Genomic DNA, 16,929 nt, shown 5'->3' on the forward strand with positions numbered 1-16,929 from the left:
ACGCAAACCCCATTTTTCGTGTTTTTTGGGCATCGCAAACAATTTCTTTAAAACCACCCAATACCATTACAACCCCAATAAAATCAAGCCCTACAAACGCGATTTCTCAAAGAAAAATTTTTGGAGTTGACTCCATATTATGACAAATTTTGTCATGTTTTGACCGAGTTGCATATGCACTTGGTCCTTAATTTATCTTGTAGACGTGAACGAGCGCAGTCTAGACAGGGAAAATAACGACATCTATTACGATTCCGTCAATAGGTGTGTAGCCCGTACTGTCGGTTTTGCCGATTCTACCGCCCAAAAAATCAAGAGTTACCTGCAGACATTCGTAGGAGAGTGCTTTACCGCAAGGGAAGCTGGCGTGGAATGGTACGACAAGGTTCTCGGTGTGGACGTACTTGCCGTGGATGCGGCAAAGGCCGAGATTCGCGAGAAGATCATGCTCGTCAGCGGCGTAAAGTCCGTCAAGGACATATCCGTAAGGGTAGATGGCCGCAATACGAAATTTGAGTACACGGTCGTCCTAGAAGACGGCTCTGTTATAGAGGACGAAATCAATGGCCGCGTTTGAGATTACAGACTTGGGTATATCCCTTAAGAGTTTCCAAGAGTTGAAGAAGGAACTGCGTGAGCAATGGGTCGCCACGTTCGGTGAGACTATTGACCTTTCTCCTACTTCTGTTGACGGCCACCATATTGACCTTGAGTGCAAGACCATCACCAGCATCGCACAACTGCTTGAAGCAGTAATTGCCAACTTCGACTCCGAGAAGGCGAGTGGGGTATGGCTTGACATACTAGGCGACTACAAGGCCATGGAACGCCTCAAGGCCACCTATTCCACGGCAAACGTGACGTTTGAAGGGGACCCCGGTACTGAAGTGCCCGAAGGCACGATGGTGCGCTATGACGGGGCGCCTTGTGACTTTGAACTGCAGGAAACGCTCACGATTGACAGCAACGGATCTGCGACGGGTCCGTGCAAGGCTCTATCAATAGGCTACGTTGAAATATACGTGGGCGATTGGAAGATGCTGTCCAGCACTCCGCAGGGAGTGACTTGCAAGGTTGTCGCCGCAAATGCAGGAGGTTCCGGCCGAGATACCGAAACCGATGCCGATTTCCGAGAGAGACAGAAAAAGTACGCAGGTAGCGGCCTGGCAACCTACGACAAGATGTATGCGTACATGGCAAGCGTGATAGGCGAGGGCAATTTCTCGTTGCAGGTAAACGACGAGGACACCGCGCAGAACGGAATCCCTGCACACCGCTTCGAGTTCGTGATAAAGAACGGAATCGGGGACAACGATGTCATCGCACAGGCCGTATGGAACTGCAAGCCCGCAGGCATAAGGCCGTATGGCAACGTCAGCGGTGATGCGGTTGACAACACGCCCCTACACCTCAAGCATACGATGTATTTCTCGCGTCCCGTCAGCAAGTACCTGTGGGTGGACATAACCTTGACGCAATACGCCGAGGAATCGCTTCCTACTGATTTCGTTACGGCTATAAGGCGCGAGGTGGAGGCTTGGGCCGCTACCGAATTCTCGCCAGGCAAGGATGTGCTGCCGAAGCGTTTCTACACCCCTATTTTCAAGGTTCCGGGCATCAAGGATGCCGTGATAAAGGTTTGCCTTACCGCTACGACCGAAAGGCCGTCCGCATCGGAATACACTACCGATGAAATAGCCGTAGGCCCCCAAGACGAGGCACGGCTTGTGGACGTTCAGGTCTGGAAGGATAGCTGATGGCCTTGACAGAAATTACAGACCATTGGACAGAGACCGTCTCCGATTTCATATTGGAGCAGTACAGGGACGCGTCCAATTTGAAGGCTATACTAAAGGCCGTCATAGACGAGTATAGCGACATAGAGGGCGAGATATGGAAACTCGCCCCGATTCTTGATTTCAAGTGCCGTGTAAAGGGCGAACGTCCTAGCGGTGCATTGCTTGATTTCGTGGCATCGTTGAAGAACGTGTACAGAAAGCAGGGTGAAACAGACGAAGCCCTGTACGAGAGGTTCCTCGTTGCCGTTTCGGAAGACAATGCCGGCACGCCGAACAACGTGATTTACAACTCGTCAATACTTTCAAGCGACACGGAGCCGCAATACATGGACGAGTCCGACTGCACGTTCTTCGTATATGACGGACCCGTCTACGAACATAACGGGGAAGACGACGATGAACTCATAAAGGAGCCTGGCACAGTACAGCTTTCGCTCGCGCAGGTAAAGAAACTCGCCCCTTGCGGTTGTCTCGGGCTTCCGGGAGCCGCGCTCAACGTGGCCGATGATGACGAGGACCCGTTGCTCCTTGTCGTGGACTACGATGACGAATGGGGCGGCAAGTTGCTCCTTTTCGTCGCTGACGACAACAACATTGAACGTGACGTCCTCCTTGCCGACAACCTCGGCAACATCGTGGTAAGCCCGCAGAACGTACCCGTGATGGTCGTACTGCATGGGCCTTCCGTGACCTCTATACCAACGATTACGACCGAATGGAACGGGACTCCCGTTGACGCCGTCCGCATCAAGGACCTGCCGGACGGAGGCGATGTCAACAGCTACATGGTGCGCGACAGCGACACCGAGGGCACGGTCAAGAGCAGGGCCATGGACGAGGCTACGCTTGACGAACTGTGGGATTCCACGCCTGCGGAAGGGGAGGTGTAGCGTATGGCGGAACTGCAGACGAGACAGCCGATTGACACCGAGGCGTTGCAGAAGCTGATCGCAAAGGTCAAGAAGGGCGACGCCGACGAGCGTGCGGCCCTCGAAGCGCACAAGGCCGACCACAACAACCCGCACAACGTGACGGCGCACCAGGTCGGAGCGTACACGCAGCAGGAAACAGAAGACCGCATTAGCGACGCTATGTCTGGCGAGGTAGGCGGATGGCTTGGCAACCTCACCGTGGCAGAAGTGAACGCGCTCACGACGCACAAGAAGGGCGATTCCGCGACAATGCTGGATGCAGGTACCGTGATGCCGGGAAACCTCGTCGTAGACGTAGGTGACGACATCATGTGGGTCGACGGCCTGCAGGAATGGCAGTCGAAGATTATAGACACCATGCACCACGACGAGACTCTTGTCGGTGAAGGAAGCACAAGCAGCCCATTGGGTGTAAATGTTGAAGAAATCGCAACTGTTGAATATGTTGACGGAAAGGGACTGATGGTCCTTAACGGACAATTGAGATTCGGATAAGGAGAATGGACTATGCCTACAAATCCTGGTGTAAGTGAAGTTTATGACAAGAACGGCGTAATTGCCGACATTGAGGCAAAACGCTTTGACGGGAACCGCACCGTCAAGTTGACAGGCGACGTTACCGCGCAGCAGTCGTGGGGAGGAGGGCCAGATCCCGACTCGTCTACGCCGTCGCTGGGCCTTTCTACGACTATCGCGACAGGTGCTGTTACCGAGAGCAAGATTGCTACGGATGCCGTGACCAATTCCAAGGTCAAGGATGGCGAGCTGACCAAGGCGAAGTTCAACGCCAACGTGTACAACGAGACGGACGGTACAATCGCCGACGGCACCAACTCCAACCTTGCCACTAAAACGCAGGTCAAGGCATACGTCGAAAGCGTGATTGCCGGTGAAGGACACTATCGCGGCGTGCAGAGCGTTGCCACCATCAACACGTGGACGGCGGCGAATCTGCATAACGGCGACCGCGTGATTACGAGTAGCGACCCGGAAGGCTCCGGCACAGGAACGCTCACGCTCGGGAACCTCACCGTAGTAGATGGTCAGGAAGTCATCTTCTACGTGTCCGACGACAAGAGCGTTAAGATTTGGCAGAGCTCCGAAGGCAACTACAAGATAAAGCAGGCGAGCAAGAGCGACCCGACTGCCTCCGGCACGACAATTGAAGCCATCGACTCCATCGAGCAGAACACTAACGGCGAGATTACCGCCACGAAGAAGACTATCCGTTCCGCGACGACCTCGCAGACTGGCGTGGTCCAGCTCGCAGGTTCAATCGGTTCCACGGTCGCATCCGAGAACAACAAGGCCGCAACTGAAAAGGCCGTCCGTGACGCCATTAACGCACTTGACGGCAACGCCACCAGCTCTGACGGCACAAACGTGCAGGTGAAGGTGTCGGTTGCCGACGGCATCGTTTCGGCGGTGAACATCACGACCGACAATACCGAGAACGTAAACAACAAGACCGCCACAATCCGTGACGCCTCCAGCGCCGACGACACCAAGTACCCGACCGAGAAGGCTGTACGTGCCGCTATCGACGCTATTGACGGAGGCGCTTCCGAGATGGGCGAGGTTGTGGCGGCATCGCTCAACGATTTGGACGCCCGCATCAAGGCGGTGGAAGAATCCTTGACCGAAGAGAATCTTGGCGACCGCACGGCCGACAACCTCGACGTGCAGTCGCTGAAAATCGGCGGCGACGAAATCGCCCCCGGCACGGCTACGCCTAGCGCGGTAGGCAGTTCCGCTTCTGTTGGCACCTCCGGCAAGTTCGCCCGCGAAGACCACACCCACAACATCGTAGTCGCAAGCGGCGACAGCGAAGGGCAGGTCAAGGTAGCGGGACAGAACGTAACCGTCAACGGCTGGAGCGCCATCTCCGGCAAGGCGGGCTCTGCAATCCAAGGCGTGAAGGTGAACGGAACGGCACTCACGCCGGACAGCAACAAGGTCGTGGACATTCCAGCCGCGAGCACGAGCGCATACGGAGCCGTACAGTTCATGACATCCTCGGAGGCGGCAAGCCTCTGGGCTAACGCATGGGCAGCCGCAACGGCATAATGACAAGGAGAATCGTAAATGTCGCAGACCTATGACAACAAGGCTATAACGGGCGCGGACCTTGAGACTATCCTCACATCCGCCGCATCGGAAATCAAGAAGAAGCAGGACATTCTGGACATCGAAATCGATGTTGCCAACAAGCGTCTGAAATTCAATAACGTGGCTTTTACTGTCACGCCCGCGGAATAAAGTAAAGGAGAATTGAACAATGGCAGGAAGCTATATCAACAAGTACGCCGACGCGGCCGAATACGCGGCAGACACCGCACGCTCGGCCCTCGGCAAGAGCACCGTATCGCTGGAATCCGACAGCGGGGTCCTGCACTACGACGGCGTGAACGTGGAAATCCCCAAGAAGGCTGTCAAGGTTGGCGACGCCGTGTACGTTGACGGCAGCGGCAATCTCCACTTCATCGACACGACCGGCACGGTCAACAATACCGACCTTACCACGGCTGTCGCAAGCGGAGGTCGCGGGTGGACTTCCGTCGGCGTTGTAGGCATGAGGAAGGGACAGAAAGCCTGGATTCTCCACAAGACGGAGACCGAAACGAAGTACATCAACGCTTGGGCCTTCAAGGTTACGGGATACGCCGCAGGAACGGCAATCGTCTTCAAGGCTTACACCGCAAACGATACGACCGAATACGTGGAAGTGACCGGATTCACGCCTACCGCAGAGAACGTGGCGAGCGTCAGCGCCATGGCTACCGCCATGAACTCGTTCCTCACGACCAACCAGAACCCGACCGGAGCCGTGCAGACTAACTGGTCCGCATGCGTGATGAATGACGCGTCGGGGAACGACGCCGTATTCATGCTCCTGGAAGGCAACTCGTCAAGCGGCGTCTACTACTCACACAGACAGAGCCCCATAAAGAGCGGCGCTACGGCAACACTCGCAACGTGGGACCTGCTCGGACTTACATCCGACAAGACCACGAACGCACGTGTCAACGGCTCGCACGACTTGCGTGCAGGATGGAACAAGGACCAGCTCTACAACTACTACAAGGCCTCCACAAACCGCGATTCCGCGGGTTCACCGACAGACTCAATTACTAGCGGCGGCATTATCTCGGAGAAGGCGTGGAACAACAACAGCTTCCCGACGGTAAAGGCTTACTACGGCACGTGGGACAAGTACCTCGACAGCGTGATGCTCAAGGTTCCAGCCGGAGCGTATTCCTCGGACGCCCTGCCTGTGTACTACGGCAAGGCGAAGGAAATCCAGGACAAGGCGAAGACGGTCACGTTCACGTCCGTCATCAGCGGCAGCGAGAAGAAGGTGTTCAAGGCTTTCGACGTGTCCGCGAGCGTATCCGACGGAGGCGCCGGTCTCGATTGGTACATGCCGGGAATAGAGGAGGCCTTCGGGATATTCAGCCAGATGAAGGTTGACGGCTCCGACCCCGTGAACTCCGCCATGGTCAAGATAGGGAGTACCGCCAGAAACCTGGAACAGACGCGTTGGGTCCCTGCGCGCTATCACCCCAATACCGCGTGGTACATGAACGCCAACGGCGCCTTCTACAACTACAACTTGTACGGCTATCATCGGGCGTGTGCGGTGGCGCTCTTAAACCTTTAACCTTTTTCCGCTTGGCGGCGGCCTCCGCGCCGTCGCCCTGCACCCTCTACACAAAGGAAACTACACGAAATGCTGGAACTTCACAACGTAAAGGGCTCTCGCAAGAACGGCATCTACGTGGACTGCAAGCAGCTCGCGATGAGGCTCTACAAGCTCTCGTTCACGATGGCGAAGCGCGACCGCGTAATCTTCGGCGATCGCATGCTGTCACTCGCCCTCGACTGCGTTGAGGACTTCGCTTTCGCGTACCAGTATCCCGAAAGGAGGGTGGAATATACCGAAAGGCTCATATTCGACTTCGGCAGGCTCAAGGAGCTTATGCGGATGGCGTGTGACCTCAAGATTATCTCGACGAAGCACTACGTGACGATTTTCGAGTACGTGGCGCGTATCGACGAAGGCGTAGGGAAATACCGCAAGTACGGAATTTCCAAGGTTCAGGCAGCCGCGGGTTCAAACGACGGCCGCGGCTCTGGTAACGAAAGACAAGAGGAGGCGACGGTATCATAAATACCAGTATCGGCAGTGCGCCTTATCCCGTGCATCCCAGGTTGTTCCGGTAGGGTTGTCTCGCGTTGGGTCCCTGCGCGCTATAACAACAATAACGCGTGGTACATGAACAACAACGGCAACTTCAACAACAACAACTTGAACAACAATAATCGGGCGTGTGCGGTGGCGAACTTGATTTCCCGTTACCGCTGGAGATGGCTATGGTAAGGCTGGAAGACTTGACAGAAGCGTATTTCATGGCCCGCGCAAACAAGCGCAGGTCCAACGATTCCGTCCGTTTCGAGGTTGGCTTCGAGACGGGTCTTGTCCGGCTCATGGACGACATCAACCGCCGTACATACACGGCCAGCTCCAACTACGCCTTCGTCGTGTTCTCCCCCAAGCCGAGGGAGATTTTCGCCACAGAGATGCGGAACAGGGTGGTACACCACTACCTCGACTGGAGACTGCACCCGATATACGAGAAGGTTTTCAGCGACAGGACCTTCAACAACCGCAAGGGCATGGGACTGCACAAGGCGATAGCGACTTTCCGCGAGGACGTTCGCGAGATGACCGCAGACTACACGCAGGACGCGTGGATAGCCCACCTAGACATCAAGGGGTACTTCCCGAACGCAGACGTGGAAATCGCGCTCAAGCAGCAGCTCGACCTAATAGATACGTACTATGATGGAGAGGACAAGGAAGACATCAAGTACATGATGACGGTCTGCATGCGCGCCGATCCTGCGAGACACTGCGACGTTTTCGTCCCGAGGACGAATTGGTCTGCCATCGCTCCCGAAAAGAGCCTATTCAACAAGCCGGTAGGCGTAGGCGGCGCGATAGGTTTCCTCTGCTGGCAGAACGCGATGGGGAACTACATAAACGAGGTCGTGAAGTGGCTACAGGGCCACGATTTCCTGCGCATCGTGGTGTTCGTTGACGACATCTACGTCGTGACATCGGACAAGGCCAGGTTTCTTGCTCTCATGCCGATTCTGCGCTCCAAGCTGGCGGCGCTCAAGGTGCGATTCAACGAGGGTAAGTTCTACATGCAGCACTACTCCAAGGGCGTGATGATGCTGGGTACGGTACTCAAGTTCCATAGGCAGTACGCCAACAACGGGACCGTAAAGCGCGGATTCCGCAGGCTACGCGATTGGGCTAGTGTAGGCAGGATTAGAAAGGCCGACCTTAACCGCATGCTGTGTTCTCTGAATACGTACTGCGGGATATTCAAGGGACACAACAACAGAAGGCACCTTGAGTTATTCAGGGAGGAAGGATTGCGTAGGATAGGCAAGTACGTGAAATGGAACGAGCCCAAGAAATGTTTCAACCTTGTCAGGAACTTTAACGACTATTTGATTTCCCGCTATGCGGGCAGGAAGGTGGTGTAGACGATTATGTCAGAGACTTACGACAACAAGGCCATCAACGGCAAGGAACTCGCGGAGCAGACGCTATTGGGCGTGGCCTCCGAAATCAAGAGGGAAGGGTACGTCAGCGCCGCCGCCTTCAACGACGTGGTGGCTCGCCTCGTGGCCTTGGAAAAGGCTATGGCAGAACAGAACCTCGGAGACCGCACCGCTGACTCTCTTGACTCGCAGTCGCTCAAGGTCGGCGGTACAGATGTCAAGACTAAGCAGGCCGCCAAGAGCAACCCCTCAGCAAGCAGCGGAAGCGCAAACACGTTCGTGGATACGTTTACGCAGAACGAGAACGGGGAATTGACAGCCACCCGCAGGGTCATGAAGATGTACTCCGGTACTGGCACGAACACAGACGCGCCGATGACGCAGAAGGCCGTCAAGGACTCCCTCGATACCAAGGCCCCGATTGCATCGCCTACGTTCACGGGAACCCCAGCCGCACCTACCGCAAGCGGTTCTACGGACACGACGCAGATAGCGACGACGGCCTTTGTCCACGACGCAATCGAGAACGACCTCAAGAAGGCCGCCGATGTTTCGGGCATGGGCAACGACGACACCCACGCCTACAGCGGCGAGGCAGTCAGCATGGCCATTTCGTCGGCAGTCAGCGGTAACGTTGGCGGTTTCCTCGGCAACATGACCGTAGCGCAGATGAACGCCTACACTAACCCGAAGATGGGCGACAACGCAATCGTGACGGACACGGGAACGATTACGGTAGGCTCCGAGTCGTGCGTTATTATTACGGCGCCATCCGAGGTGCGCTGGACTATAAGCGGTTCGTGGAAGGTGTCTTCCGCTGGCTACGTGCGCGACACGCAGGTGGCGACTACGAGCGTCCTCGGCCTCGTCAAGTTGAACACGTCCAACGGCGGCGTGGAACTTAACTCAAGCAACCAGATGGTCGTTCACGGGTGGAGTACCAAGCAGGACTCGTTGCCGTATGCAAACGGCAAGTACATGATCGACATCAGCGGAAGTGCAAGCTCGGCCTCGGTTGCAGGAGAACTGGAGAAGGTGTCGCTCGGACAGGTTGACGAACTGCCTGTTAGCCTCATCGTAAATTCAAATTTCAAGGCCGGGACGTTCCTTTTGAAAGGTGACGATTACGGAGGACAGCCTTACGTGTTCGGTAACGTTACGATTCCGAACAACCAATGGTATCGTTTTACCGTAAGCGGTCAAACGTCTACCGACTGCGTGATTACGCTTGAACCTTGTACTGGTGGTTCATCGTCCCCGTTCAACATCTTCAAGATTCTTGTAGACAACGGGAGTTCAAGAACCGACAAGGTGATGAAGGTGGTGCGCGTGCCTTACGAGTCTACCACGTCTGCCGTCGGTGATTCGTCAAAGCCGGTATACGTAGACGAAAGCGGAGAAATCAAGGAATGCAATCCGTCTAGCATGTCAGTCGGCTACGCTTCGGCCGCAGAGAGTGGGTCGGCATTGGCGCAGGCAATAGCCCCGGATGCCGACGTGGCTCTAATTGTATATGGCGATGCTACGTACTCGTCCGTGAAGGCCCTGTACAACGCAGGGAAGAAACTCTACCTCGTGACGGGCGGTAATATCCAGCCTAGCGGTAGGTTCGAGTACCGCATACCGCTGACCTTGATTACATACGACGCCAACCTAGAAGTCAATGCTTTCTACTTCGAGCAGACACAGGACGACCGCGCCGGAGCGTCGGAAGTCGGGTCTATCGCGGTCTACCGTCTTGATTCTACCGGATGGACTACCACGCCGAAGCAGGTGGGCTACGCAACGAACGCGGGCCATGCGGCAAATGCCGACACCGCTACTAATGCCACGAACGACCACGGCGGTGCGAAAATAAGGGACGCGTACGTACATTCCGTCACTCGCACAACGTCTACAACAGGGTATGTTGACAGCTTCTATTCGTTTGAAGGTGCATCTACAGCCGCCGATGCGAACGGATTCTTGAACGTGACGTTGAGCGCAACGCAGGTGCAGGTCGCAACGACACGATACAAGGTTGCGCAGGGCATGCAGGCCATGCAGAAGAACGGCACTGACCAGATGCCGAACAATGTCTGCAAGATATGTCTTCGTGCAGATGCCTATGTTGCATACGGATATAACGGATTTACTTGCCTTGGCCACGAGGCGCCTCTCGTCAGCGGACAGAAATATTACGGATGGTGTGCTAACTTGGCCCAATCCGGTGCTGTCTTTGAGATAGACTTTGATTACATCGCATATGGCGAAACTGCGGTAGCAGGTGCAGGAGATCCTCCGTCGCACATGAAAGTATCGTTTGCCGCGTGTACTGCCAACAATGCATTCATATACGGTTTTGCGATTGATAAATCGTCCATTTTTGCAAGCGCGCAGGAAACGATATGGTTTATCGGTGCTGGCGGCCAAGTGCAGGGACATGTACACATGGTCGGCAGGGGAGCGAACGCTACGATTCAGAGAGGCACTAGAGTATTCGTCGGTGCAGTACAAACGACATCTAACGGACATTACCTAGTGATGCAGGTGTCGAACATCAGCATAAAGGTTACCGGCGGCCGTATATACGATATGCCGAACCTGCCGTAAAAATTTAACAGAGAGGATAACTAAATGGCACAACATATCACGACATTGAACGAGATTCGCGAGCGTACTGTCGCAGAAGGCTTTACGCCGGACATCAACGACATTATTCCGGTAGACCATGGTAGCGGAAGCAAGCGCCACAGGGCCTTTACTCTCGGGGAAATCGGTGACCTGCTCATGGGCGGTGGCGGTCTTACCGAAATCGAGTTGAAGAAGGCCCTTGTCGGCGGCGGTTACAAGGTCGTAACTATTGACGGCGAGAGCATGGAGTTCTCGCAGTACGGCGGTTCTAGCCCAGACGGGACTGAAACGTCCGTTTCCATGCTCGGAATGACGATTTCGCTCACAAGCCAGGGCTACGACACCGCTACCGAAATCACGAGGGACGGCGTAGTCGTAAGCTACGTGGCTACGGGTTCCGCAATGGAGAAGACCGAGGTGCTGTACAACAAGGTACGCACCAAGGAAGTGGAAGGTACGTCCGCAGGGACGGGAAGCGAAAGCGCCAAGGAACTCGTAATCGCGTCCGGGCTCCACGTCACCAATACCAACGGCTCTCAGTACCTTATCGTGGAAGGGCCTACGGAACTGAATGGCACAACGACTATCACGCGCGACTTGAACCTCACGTACCATAATGAGGGCGGTACATCGGTACCTGCAAACCTCAACGTGTCCAACGGACTAGCGAGCTTGAAGTCCCTGCAGGTAGGCGCAAGCGGAAACAAGGTACTTGAAGCCTCCGAAACGAACGGGGCCAAATTCTACAAGCACGCGGATTTCCAGAACAAGGCCGAGTTCAACGGCGGTATCGCAGTGGGCGGCAGCATCGTTGACTGCACGTCCGATACGGGAGACATCGTAGTCGATACGAAACTCGCAGGCATTACGGTTGACAACGCCGTGGCGATTCTGTACTTGAGGGCAGGGCAGGTAGTCAACAAGGGAACCGCCGGCTCACCGACAACGATCACGACGCAGGGAGCCTGTGCGCTCCCGTTCTACAGACATACGTCATCGTCTACGTGGATTCCGATGTTCGTGGCGAATTGGACTTGATTCTAGGTGTTTGATGGACAAAAAGAGCAAGTGACGACAACATGGAATAAACAATCTATCTAGAAGGACAGAATATGAACGAATCGGCAAAATGGAGAAAGTTCCTGCAACCCCTTGTTGCGGGTCTCGCTCTTTTCCTTGCGGCGGCTACGGCAGCGATGCAACGCAACGACAGCGACAACACGGACTCACGGCTTACGGCCCTTGAGGTGAAGACATCTTCGCTTGAGGAACAGCACAAGTCCTACAATGCCGACATGTCAGTCATGCGTGACGCGCTTTCCGTGATCCGTTCCGATGTCGCGTTCATTCGGGGCAAGATGGAAGGTGCGGCTTCAAAGAGGTAGTGCTATGGGTTGCGGAGCGATGGTAGCCGTTTTCGGCGCGTTCATGTTCTTTGGGTGGCTTTTTTTTGACAAGAACGATTGGGGAGGAAAAAGATGAAGGACCGATTGAAAAAGTCAAAGTTGAGGATTGAGCGACTTGAGTTCAGTGAAGGACGCAGGATGCTCATAGACCTCAAGCAGAACGATGGTCGACGCTATCCGCTAGAGGCAGGCGTGCGCCTTTCCGTAGTCACGAACCAAGGGACGCTGCACGTGCAGACGGCACCAGGGTTCACCTTTGACGGGCGTAGCGGCCCGAAGATAGTGGATTGGTACGCTCCGAATCTCGGCAACATATACGAGAAGGTGAGCTGGCTCGTCCACGACTGCAACGGCTACGGCCAGGACCTATCCTTCAAGGACACCAACGTATTGCTGTATGCTATGCTCCGTGACCTTGCGGAGTACCGACCGAGCAAGTGCGCCGTTATCCAGCTTGCAGTGAGCCTTTCGGATTCGTGGTACGGGGAGCCGAAGGAGGACGACTGGTGCTACGCCAACCGACACCTCGTATCTACGTTCTGGATAGAGAAGCCGTCCGCATAAAAACAAAAACCGTGCGTCGAAACAACGTCAAGATAAAGACAATTGTTTTTATGTGGTGTTGTTACGTAACGTTACGCAGGTTGCGATAAATTGCAGTAACAGACGGTAACAAGTTGCCGTTATTTGGCGTTTTTGGGCGTGTTTTGGTGGTGACACCATAATCAAGCCACATAAAGATACTTTTGTCGTGAAGTCTTGAGGGGGACTTTGCATGATATTCCAGATTCCGTACGACACGCCTAGCAAGAAGAATTCTCGCGTTACCGACACGCGGACTGGAAGGACTTTTCCCAACAAGAGATTTACCGAATGGCACAAGGCCGCAGCCCTGTGGTTGAAGACGCATTACAGATGCGACAGGATAGAGGGTCCTGTCAATGTAAGGCTTTCCTTCGTCCACCCGACAAAACGCCGTAAGGATGCCGACAACGGTACTAGCAGTATATTCGACTTGCTTGTGGATGTCGGGATCTTGGCTGATGATTGCTGGACTGTTGTCGTGAGCCATAGCGTAACGAACACGTACGAGAAGGGCAAGGCCCTCTGTACCGTGGAAATAGAGAATGCCGACTCGGGAGGTACCCGATAGGCCTTTAAACACACCAGATGAAAGGAGATGATAAGATGGTGTACAATGACAACGAAAAAGAATACGCAAGCAAAGGCGTAGGGACTGCCGGCCTCACTACCGGCATCATCGGTACCGTAGGTACTGCAATCGCCACGGGCCTGCTCGGCGGCAATGGTGGCCTCGGCGGTCTGTTCGGTGGCAACCAGAACCCTGCCGCAAGCCCGGTCTACCAGCTTTCGCAGAAGGACAACGAGATTGCCCTCTTGAAGGCACAGCAGTATTCGGACAACAAGACGTTCGCCCTTGCCGAAAGGGTGGCCAACCTTGAAACCAAGGTTGTCGCAATCGAGACTGCGGCTCCGCTCCGTGACAAGATTCTCAGCGACAGCATCTTGAGCCTGCAGCGTCAGATGTCGGAAATCTCTGTTCGCAGGGTTCCGAACTACGTGCTTGATCCGGGTTACGGCCCTGCGTTCGTGGCTCCGATGCCGCCTCCGTTTCCGCCCGTGGTACAGAACGGCACCACTTCCACCCCCGCCACGCAGACAACTGCACAGGCCGCATAGTGGAGGTGACCCATGCACATTTCGTACGACAAGGCAGTTGACACCTTCATCGCCTTCATGTCCGAGCAGTTTGCGAAAGTCCCGAAGGACCTGCCCAAGTGGCTCGGTTTCTTCGGCCTCGCAGGTGCCAAGCTCAAGAAAGACCATATCAAGGAAAAGATGAAACCTTACCTTGAAATGTTCGGAGTGCTTGAAAACGACATGATTGACATCGGTATGTTGAAAACTGGGCTGGATTCGGCGTTCAACAACGTGCCGACGCTGACATACCTCAACTTCACTTTCGATGTGAGTGACGCCGAGGGCCTCGTCGCGAAGATGCAGGGTGTCGCTTCTGCCGAGATGCAACAGCCGCAGGTAACTGCGGAAAGCGCGGAGGTTGAAGAATGACCGAAAAGATGAAGCATGAATTGGAACGCGCCGAAAGCGTGCTCTGCCGCCACCTTGAAGACCTCAACGACATGGTTGAACAGGACGGCGGTCGTATCAAGCACCACATGACCCTTGATGCCTACAAGGACTGTATGAAGGCCTTGAAGAACTACACCGAGATCATGAAGGGCAACGGCAGCGCAAGCGTGGCGAAAGCTACCGCAAGTGTCGCCTAGTGCCGGTGAAGGTACGAAAAAGGACGACCTCCGAAAGGAGGCCGTCTTTTTTGTTTTCGTCCTGGAGAACGAAATGATTACTTGCTTTTTAAACTTTCGTGTCTACGATATAGGATTTCCCATAACAGCAGTCAATTACCGTCAACTCGCACGCCCTGAAAAAGTCCTGCACGGATGTCACATTACTCAACGCGTCTTTAGGTATTTTGCAGATTATTTTTCCAAATTCGATATTGTACGCACCTATTAAATGTTCAATCCTGTCTGTTGCTATTTCAGAAAATTCTTTTTCAATTTTTGGTGTAAAAGCGTGTGCTAGTTCTACGCATAAAAATTCAAAGTACCCTTTACGCCTCACGTACGAAGGGTCGAAATTGATACTTGCGGAAAGCATTTCCGCCCCTTTCTTGCAATAGTCAAATTTGTTAATGATAGCCATGCTCACGCCTCTTACGTGTCTATCGCGATTCGGAACGTGTGTAGGTTGCCGTCGTTGCCGTGCAGGGTCTTGACCATTATGATTTGGTGGACTGCTGGAATATGCGTCCATGTTCTTTCGCCTTGCGGTAGTTCGTAATAGCCCGTATCTCCGATGCGGTCCTTGAATTCGGTCTCGTCGACAGTTCGGCTGTCAATCGTGTATAGTATAGCCATGGTTTAACCTTTCTCGTTCGTTGATGCTCATTGCAGTGTAAGCGCAAGTAGCGCATTTGCCGCTTGGTGGCGTACAATGTCTGGACTTGCAGAACGGCGGCAGTTCATTGTCAATGACTGGAGCCGGATAAAAGTATTCGTCAAATCCGTGTAAGTCTAGACGTTCGACTTCCTTGCGGAATACCCTGTAGGACTGTGCCATGGATTTTTGGATTTTATCTTTCAGTTCTTCGTCAAACGTCATGTCGTAAAACTCCTAGCGGCGTTGCGGACACATCCGCACGTTCTGTCTCGCAACGGCTAGCGGCCGAGCGGACATATGCCCCATTGTTGGCGCCGCACGTTTCTATCTCAACAGCCGAATGTTCCTTGAAAGAGAGCCGTCCGTCATCTTCTGCCCGATAGCGTTCACATCGGACCATAAATTAAAGCCCTTGGAGGCGTGTTCACGCTTGGGAAATTCAAGTCTGGGCAGTGCCGAGACGCTCACGTTGTTGCGCGCAATGTAGAAATCCGTCCTGTCCGGCTCGTTGACAACGATGTAGAGGTTGGATCCGTCAAGGTTCAGGGATGCCGATGCCGTGGACGTCTTGCTCAAAATCTGCAGTTTGTCCCCTGCAATGACCCCGTTCGTGTATGTGTAGGGGTTGGTCGCAAGAGAAATCTCGGTGTAGATTGCTGCCCACGAGTTGTCGGAATCGGTTAGATTCCTGTAGAGGGTGACGTAGGAATACTGCGATTCCGTATTGGCTCCCACGCCTTTCAAATCAAGCTGATACACGACCTCGGCCGTGGACACGTCAATGACCTTTGACGTGCATCCGTCCTTGTAGGCGTAGTAATGGCCCGTCCCGTAGTCGGTAGGATTGTTGATGTCTTGGCCGCCGGAGACCTGCGTGTTGCACGTGGATGTCTTCGGGACGCTGAAAGCCTTCGTCTGCGCAAATGCGCCGAAAGCGAAAATTAGGGTGAAAAGGACAAAAAGTCTTGCCATCTTGATTTCTCCAGGATCGAGTGACGTAAGAGAAATGTAGTCTAAAATTCCCGAAGATGCAAGAGGTTTTTTAGTAGATTTTAAGCCGTGGGGCCTTCAAAATCAAGCCTTCCAGTACGGCTTTTTGTGCATCATGTGTGCATTGTACTTGAATTATCCGCGTTTATCTTGGTAATTTTTTAATTATCTTGAGTGTGGCCAAAATTGGCCGAAAGTCATGCGATTAGCGATTGTGATAAAAATTCGTGGAATCGGTAGAAAAATTATCGTGAATAATCGGTATTCCATAGTGGAATAAATCAAGTTGAAAGGTTTTTTGTAAATCAAGCTGGCAGCAGCCTAAGCTTCAATTCGCGTTCAATCTCAGTAATGGCGCGGAGTCTGTTATTTTGTATGAGTTTACAATTTTGCAGATGAAAATTTGTTTACCGTTTGCGATGAAACCTTTCTTTTTTTTGTTTGTAGTTTTCATTTTGAAGAAAGAAATATCTTGTTCTAATTCCGAGTAAAGGAACGGATATAGAATGAAATACAGATAAACTAATTCCTTTGTTCTGTCGTTTTGTTTCCCTGACATATTTGACTTTGTGTAATGGGCTTGCCTTTTAAAGTCCCGTTCCGGAGTCTGTTCCAAAGGCAAGAATA

Annotated in this window: 21 protein-coding genes; 17 read left to right on the forward strand and 4 right to left on the reverse strand. The window is 53.7% G+C overall.

Annotation, left to right across the window (positions count from 1 at the left end):
* Window positions 1-205 precede the first annotated feature (205 nt).
* From BUC02_RS11195 to BUC02_RS11270, 17 genes are all read left to right on the forward strand, one after another.
* Window positions 206-577: a contractile injection system sheath initiator gene (locus BUC02_RS11195; RefSeq protein ID WP_073322611.1), complete on the forward strand. Its 372-nt coding sequence runs from the start codon at window positions 206-208 to the stop codon at window positions 575-577.
* Window positions 564-1,757, forward strand: coding sequence for a baseplate J/gp47 family protein (locus tag BUC02_RS11200; RefSeq protein ID WP_073322613.1), 1,194 nt, complete (start codon window positions 564-566; stop codon window positions 1,755-1,757). Before BUC02_RS11195 ends, BUC02_RS11200 begins: the two co-directional genes overlap by 14 nt.
* Complete coding sequence (locus tag BUC02_RS11205) at window positions 1,757-2,689, forward strand: hypothetical protein (RefSeq protein ID WP_073322615.1); 933 nt, start codon at window positions 1,757-1,759, stop codon at window positions 2,687-2,689. Before BUC02_RS11200 ends, BUC02_RS11205 begins: the two co-directional genes overlap by 1 nt.
* A gap of 3 nt (window positions 2,690-2,692) precedes the next feature.
* Window positions 2,693-3,226, forward strand: a complete 534-nt coding sequence (locus BUC02_RS11210) for a hypothetical protein (protein ID WP_073322617.1) — start codon at window positions 2,693-2,695, stop codon at window positions 3,224-3,226.
* A 12-nt stretch (window positions 3,227-3,238) separates the two neighbouring features.
* Window positions 3,239-4,798, forward strand: coding sequence for a hypothetical protein (locus BUC02_RS11215; protein ID WP_073322619.1), 1,560 nt, complete (start codon window positions 3,239-3,241; stop codon window positions 4,796-4,798).
* Between the two features lie 18 nt (window positions 4,799-4,816).
* Window positions 4,817-4,990: a hypothetical protein gene (locus BUC02_RS16275; protein ID WP_175549850.1), complete on the forward strand. Its 174-nt coding sequence runs from the start codon at window positions 4,817-4,819 to the stop codon at window positions 4,988-4,990.
* Window positions 4,991-5,009: 19 nt separating this feature from the next.
* Window positions 5,010-6,392 carry a hypothetical protein gene (locus tag BUC02_RS11220; RefSeq protein ID WP_073322621.1) on the forward strand — a complete coding sequence of 461 codons (1,383 nt, stop codon included), beginning with the start codon at window positions 5,010-5,012 and terminating at the stop codon, window positions 6,390-6,392.
* Between the two features lie 69 nt (window positions 6,393-6,461).
* Window positions 6,462-6,902 (forward strand): four helix bundle protein, encoded by a 441-nt coding sequence (locus tag BUC02_RS11225; RefSeq protein WP_073322623.1) that lies wholly within the window; start codon window positions 6,462-6,464, stop codon window positions 6,900-6,902.
* A gap of 203 nt (window positions 6,903-7,105) precedes the next feature.
* Window positions 7,106-8,290, forward strand: coding sequence for a reverse transcriptase domain-containing protein (locus BUC02_RS11230; RefSeq protein ID WP_139261126.1), 1,185 nt, complete (start codon window positions 7,106-7,108; stop codon window positions 8,288-8,290).
* Window positions 8,291-8,296: 6 nt separating this feature from the next.
* Window positions 8,297-10,900, forward strand: coding sequence for a hypothetical protein (locus BUC02_RS16280; RefSeq protein ID WP_073322626.1), 2,604 nt, complete (start codon window positions 8,297-8,299; stop codon window positions 10,898-10,900).
* A 24-nt stretch (window positions 10,901-10,924) separates the two neighbouring features.
* Entirely contained in the window at window positions 10,925-11,959 is a 1,035-nt protein-coding gene (locus tag BUC02_RS11240; protein ID WP_073322628.1) for a hypothetical protein, read from the forward strand.
* A 74-nt stretch (window positions 11,960-12,033) separates the two neighbouring features.
* Complete coding sequence (locus tag BUC02_RS11245; RefSeq protein ID WP_073322630.1) at window positions 12,034-12,306, forward strand: hypothetical protein; 273 nt, start codon at window positions 12,034-12,036, stop codon at window positions 12,304-12,306.
* A 93-nt stretch (window positions 12,307-12,399) separates the two neighbouring features.
* Window positions 12,400-12,891 carry a hypothetical protein gene (locus BUC02_RS11250; protein ID WP_073322632.1) on the forward strand — a complete coding sequence of 164 codons (492 nt, stop codon included), beginning with the start codon at window positions 12,400-12,402 and terminating at the stop codon, window positions 12,889-12,891.
* Between the two features lie 211 nt (window positions 12,892-13,102).
* Entirely contained in the window at window positions 13,103-13,480 is a 378-nt protein-coding gene (locus tag BUC02_RS11255) for a RusA family crossover junction endodeoxyribonuclease (RefSeq protein ID WP_073322634.1), read from the forward strand.
* Window positions 13,481-13,515: 35 nt separating this feature from the next.
* Complete coding sequence (locus tag BUC02_RS11260; RefSeq protein ID WP_073322636.1) at window positions 13,516-14,028, forward strand: hypothetical protein; 513 nt, start codon at window positions 13,516-13,518, stop codon at window positions 14,026-14,028.
* Between the two features lie 12 nt (window positions 14,029-14,040).
* Window positions 14,041-14,418: a hypothetical protein gene (locus BUC02_RS11265; protein ID WP_073322638.1), complete on the forward strand. Its 378-nt coding sequence runs from the start codon at window positions 14,041-14,043 to the stop codon at window positions 14,416-14,418.
* Complete coding sequence (locus tag BUC02_RS11270; RefSeq protein WP_073322640.1) at window positions 14,415-14,636, forward strand: hypothetical protein; 222 nt, start codon at window positions 14,415-14,417, stop codon at window positions 14,634-14,636. Before BUC02_RS11265 ends, BUC02_RS11270 begins: the two co-directional genes overlap by 4 nt.
* A gap of 88 nt (window positions 14,637-14,724) precedes the next feature.
* Here BUC02_RS11270 and BUC02_RS11275 read toward each other — a convergent pair whose 3' ends face one another.
* The 4 genes from BUC02_RS11275 to BUC02_RS11285 form a co-directional block, all read right to left on the reverse strand.
* Window positions 14,725-15,075 carry a hypothetical protein gene (locus tag BUC02_RS11275; protein ID WP_073322642.1) on the reverse strand — a complete coding sequence of 117 codons (351 nt, stop codon included), beginning with the start codon at window positions 15,073-15,075 and terminating at the stop codon, window positions 14,725-14,727.
* An 11-nt stretch (window positions 15,076-15,086) separates the two neighbouring features.
* On the reverse strand, window positions 15,087-15,290 hold the full coding sequence (locus tag BUC02_RS11280) for a hypothetical protein (protein WP_073322644.1): 204 nt from the start codon (window positions 15,288-15,290) through the stop codon (window positions 15,087-15,089).
* Entirely contained in the window at window positions 15,268-15,534 is a 267-nt protein-coding gene (locus tag BUC02_RS15910; protein WP_139261127.1) for a hypothetical protein, read from the reverse strand. Before BUC02_RS15910 ends, BUC02_RS11280 begins: the two co-directional genes overlap by 23 nt.
* Before the next feature lie 102 nt (window positions 15,535-15,636).
* The gene (locus tag BUC02_RS11285) at window positions 15,637-16,284 is read right to left on the reverse strand and encodes a hypothetical protein (RefSeq protein WP_073322646.1); all 648 of its coding nucleotides are present in this window, start codon (window positions 16,282-16,284) and stop codon (window positions 15,637-15,639) included.
* Window positions 16,285-16,929 lie beyond the last annotated feature (645 nt).

Origin of the sequence: Fibrobacter sp. UWOV1 (assembly GCF_900142495.1) — a bacterium.
Lineage (GTDB): Bacteria > Fibrobacterota > Fibrobacteria > Fibrobacterales > Fibrobacteraceae > Fibrobacter.

Excerpts from the sequence above, each read along its gene's own strand:
- BUC02_RS11225 (WP_073322623.1), top strand. The coding sequence starts at position 6,462 with ATGCTGGAACTTCACAACGTAAAGGGCTCTCGCAAGAACGGCATCTAC.
- BUC02_RS11240 (WP_073322628.1), top strand. The coding sequence starts at position 10,925 with ATGGCACAACATATCACGACATTGAACGAGATTCGCGAGCGTACTGTC.
- BUC02_RS11280 (WP_073322644.1), bottom strand. The coding sequence starts at position 15,290 with ATGGCTATACTATACACGATTGACAGCCGAACTGTCGACGAGACCGAA.
- BUC02_RS11265 (WP_073322638.1), top strand. The coding sequence starts at position 14,041 with ATGCACATTTCGTACGACAAGGCAGTTGACACCTTCATCGCCTTCATG.
- BUC02_RS11210 (WP_073322617.1), top strand. The coding sequence starts at position 2,693 with ATGGCGGAACTGCAGACGAGACAGCCGATTGACACCGAGGCGTTGCAG.
- BUC02_RS15910 (WP_139261127.1), bottom strand. The coding sequence starts at position 15,534 with ATGACGTTTGACGAAGAACTGAAAGATAAAATCCAAAAATCCATGGCA.
- BUC02_RS16280 (WP_073322626.1), top strand. The coding sequence starts at position 8,297 with ATGTCAGAGACTTACGACAACAAGGCCATCAACGGCAAGGAACTCGCG.
- BUC02_RS11275 (WP_073322642.1), bottom strand. The coding sequence starts at position 15,075 with ATGGCTATCATTAACAAATTTGACTATTGCAAGAAAGGGGCGGAAATG.
- BUC02_RS11270 (WP_073322640.1), top strand. The coding sequence starts at position 14,415 with ATGACCGAAAAGATGAAGCATGAATTGGAACGCGCCGAAAGCGTGCTC.
- BUC02_RS11250 (WP_073322632.1), top strand. The coding sequence starts at position 12,400 with ATGAAGGACCGATTGAAAAAGTCAAAGTTGAGGATTGAGCGACTTGAG.
- BUC02_RS11245 (WP_073322630.1), top strand. The coding sequence starts at position 12,034 with ATGAACGAATCGGCAAAATGGAGAAAGTTCCTGCAACCCCTTGTTGCG.
- BUC02_RS11230 (WP_139261126.1), top strand. The coding sequence starts at position 7,106 with ATGGTAAGGCTGGAAGACTTGACAGAAGCGTATTTCATGGCCCGCGCA.
- BUC02_RS11200 (WP_073322613.1), top strand. The coding sequence starts at position 564 with ATGGCCGCGTTTGAGATTACAGACTTGGGTATATCCCTTAAGAGTTTC.
- BUC02_RS11285 (WP_073322646.1), bottom strand. The coding sequence starts at position 16,284 with ATGGCAAGACTTTTTGTCCTTTTCACCCTAATTTTCGCTTTCGGCGCA.
- BUC02_RS11215 (WP_073322619.1), top strand. The coding sequence starts at position 3,239 with ATGCCTACAAATCCTGGTGTAAGTGAAGTTTATGACAAGAACGGCGTA.
- BUC02_RS11220 (WP_073322621.1), top strand. The coding sequence starts at position 5,010 with ATGGCAGGAAGCTATATCAACAAGTACGCCGACGCGGCCGAATACGCG.
- BUC02_RS11255 (WP_073322634.1), top strand. The coding sequence starts at position 13,103 with ATGATATTCCAGATTCCGTACGACACGCCTAGCAAGAAGAATTCTCGC.
- BUC02_RS11260 (WP_073322636.1), top strand. The coding sequence starts at position 13,516 with ATGGTGTACAATGACAACGAAAAAGAATACGCAAGCAAAGGCGTAGGG.
- BUC02_RS11205 (WP_073322615.1), top strand. The coding sequence starts at position 1,757 with ATGGCCTTGACAGAAATTACAGACCATTGGACAGAGACCGTCTCCGAT.
- BUC02_RS16275 (WP_175549850.1), top strand. The coding sequence starts at position 4,817 with ATGTCGCAGACCTATGACAACAAGGCTATAACGGGCGCGGACCTTGAG.